General features: G+C 74.8%; 3 protein-coding genes. All 3 read left to right on the top strand.

The annotated features are described in order from the left end of the window. Positions 1 to 358 (top strand): response regulator transcription factor (locus KBX53_RS28430; protein ID WP_210862640.1); only part of this gene is annotated, 358 nt, incomplete at its 5' end. A gap of 151 nt (positions 359 to 509) precedes the next feature. Next, complete coding sequence (locus KBX53_RS28425) at positions 510 to 1,535, top strand: hypothetical protein (RefSeq protein WP_210862638.1); 1,026 nt, start codon at positions 510 to 512, stop codon at positions 1,533 to 1,535. A 146-nt stretch (positions 1,536 to 1,681) separates the two neighbouring features. Further along, positions 1,682 to 2,811, top strand: a 1,130-nt coding sequence (locus tag KBX53_RS28420) for a TOMM precursor leader peptide-binding protein (protein ID WP_210862636.1), incomplete at its 3' end; no start/stop codon positions are given.

The following is a 2,811-nucleotide window of genomic DNA, read 5'->3' as shown; positions in this document are numbered from 1 at the left end:
GCGCAGCCTTGCGCTGGCCTCCCTGGCCCGGGCGGCGGAAGCCGCCGACCAGACCGGCCTGGCGGCGCGGGCCCGCCGCCGGGCGTTGGTACTGGCCGGGTGGTGCGCAACGGAACGGGTCGGCCTGCGACTGGCCCGTCCGGTCGGTCCGCGCGAGGTCGCCGCCCTGACCGACCGGGAGTGGCACATCGCCCGGCTGGCGGCGACCGGGGCCACCAGCCGATTGATCGGTCGGCAGCTGAACATCAGCCCCCGCACGGTGGAGGCGCACCTGACCCGCATCTACCGCAAGGCGGGCGTCGCCTCCCGATCGGCTCTGGTCGCCTGGGTCGCTCGGCTCGATGACACCGATCGGTGACCACGACCCGGGCCGGATGACGTCGTTTCGTGCAACGTCGACAGGCCGGGCAGCACGAGGCAGCGCCGCCGCCGTCGTAGCCCGACAGCCGCTCACATACTCGACTGCATCCGGTGCGATTCCCGTGCGCCGGTGGTGGATGGAGGACGAGATGCTGCGCAGAAGGTCCGTCAGGAACCCGCGTACCCTCGCCGCGCCGGTGCCGGCGATCCCGTTCGCCGCCGCCACGGTGGCGCTGCTGGTGCTGACCGGCTGTGGTGGCGAGCCGGTGGACGCGGCCACCCCGGCGCCCCACGGCTCGGCCGCGTTCGGTCGGGACCGGGCCGCGCTGGTGCTCACCGCCTTCGACCAGGCAGACTCGGCCGCCTCGGTGGCCGGTGACGTCGAGGCGCTGCGGACCCAGGAGGTGTCGCCCTCGCTGGACCTCAGCATCGCCGCGGTGCGGCGGGCCGAGTACAACCAGCGTCCGCAACCGTCCTTTCAGCACATCAACCCGGCCTTCGCGGTGCCACCCGGCGAACCGTCCTGTTTCCTCGCCACCGCCACGCTGCGGCTGACCGGATCGGAGCTGGCTCCCACCGATGTGAGCCAGTTCGTGCGCGGTGCCGATGGCCAGTGGAAGCTCAGCCACAACGTTCAGGTCACCCAACCCTCGCTGGTGGTGGCCCGCAGCCTTGACGGCCGACCGGCCACCGCGGGCGGCGCCGCCCTGGACGAGACCAGTCGCCGGGCCCTCGCCGCCGAGGTGTTCGCCCGCAGCATCGGGTCCACGACGGGAAACCGTTCCCTCGTCGCGTCGAGTCCGCTGCTCGACGGCCAGTTCGCCGGCGGTTGGGAGGTGTACGGGCAGCAGCTCGCCGGTGTCGGCGGGGCGGTGCGACGGACGATGGACCGGGCCGAGTGGTCCGACTGCGCGGTCGCCGTGCCGACCGGCACGCTCACCTTTCTGACGATCCACGCCACCGACACGCTGCGTCCGGCGCCGGGCGGCCCGGCGACCGTCCGACTGGAGCCGCAGAGCCCGGACCTGATCGCCACCGGTCATCGCACGGCGGTCAGCGGAAAGTCGATCCGGGTCACCCGGGTGGAGACCTTCGCGCTGCTCGTGCCGGCGCAGACCGTCGGCACCTCGGTGCTGGGGCTCAACGACACCGCGTTGACAGTCACCGCCGGCTGACCCCGCCGCCCCGCAGCCACGGCACCGGCGACGGCAGAAACCGGTGGCATCGCTCGGATCGGGGCGCACCGGACCGCGACGATGGCAGCAGCCGTGATCAGAGCGGGCCCCGCTCGGTCCGGTCACCAGGCCCGGGAGGAACCCAGATGTGGCGTCCGCGCTTCCGAACGGACTACGTGCCGGTGCGGCTGCCCGACGGCCCGCTGGTGGTGCTGGGGGAGACCCGCAGCCTGCTCATCGACGACCCGGTCGCCGCGGACCTGGCGGACCAGCTCGACGGTGCCGCGCCGCTGGCCGACGTGGTGGCCCGGTTGGCCACCCGGCACCCGGTCGCCGCCGTCGCCGCGGCCCTCGCCCGGCTGCGCGACCACGGCCTGCTGGTGTCCGGTCCGACGCACACCACGCCGGCCGAGGCCGCAGGCTGGGACGCCCGGGGTGTCCCGCCCGACGCCGCACGACGGTGGATGGCCGGGGGAGCGGTCACCATCGTGGACCTGGGCGCGCCCCGGGTGGCCGAGACCGCCGACGCCCTGCGCGCCCTCGGGCTCGCCCCGACGGTCGTCGGGCCGGACGCGCCGGACCCCGGCGCGGCCACCGACCAGGTGTTGGTGCTGCCGGCGTCGATGCTCGACCCGCGGCTGGCGCTGATCAACGACCGGCACCTCGCCGCCGGTCGCGCGTGGACCCTGGCCCGGCCACACGGCAACGTCGTCTTCCTCGGCCCGCACCTCGTGCCGGGCCGCACCGGCTGCTGGGCCTGCCTGCGGCAACGCTGGCAGGAGAACGAGCAGGTGAACGCCTTCCTCGACGGGCAGGACCTGGCCGGTCCGCTGCCGCAGCCCGGCCGTGCGGTACTGCCCGGTCTGGCCACCATGGCGGCCGGGCTGCTCGCCGCCGAACTCGCGGTGCTCGCCGTCCGGGGCGCGTCGCCCCGCCTCACCGGCCGGATGGTCGCCCTGGACACCCGGGACCTGAGCACGGAGAGCCACCAACTGGTACGCCAGCCGCAGTGCCCCGCCTGCGGCGACCCGGACCTCGTCCGCAAGGCCGAGGCGCGGATCGACCTGCCACCGAGCGGCGCCCAGCCCAGCCGGACCGTCGACTCCCGCACCAGGCAACCCGCCGAGGCGTACGCCGCGCTCGTCCACCACGTCAGCCGGTACCTGGGCGTGGTCAGCCCGCTGACCCCCCTGGAGGAGACCGACAACGGCGGCACCCACACCAACACGGCCGGGCCCAACTTCGCCCCGCCCCGTCAGCACGCAGCGTTGCGCCG

The organism is Micromonospora sp. M51, assembly GCF_018070305.1.
Taxonomy (GTDB): domain Bacteria; phylum Actinomycetota; class Actinomycetes; order Mycobacteriales; family Micromonosporaceae; genus Micromonospora; species Micromonospora parva.
Note: the sequence above shows the minus strand (reverse complement) of the source record. Positions and strands in the feature narration are given on the sequence as shown.

Bases quoted from the DNA above. Each gene is read 5' to 3' on its own strand.
- KBX53_RS28425 (WP_210862638.1), top strand. From the start codon at position 510: ATGCTGCGCAGAAGGTCCGTCAGGAACCCGCGTACCCTCGCCGCGCCG.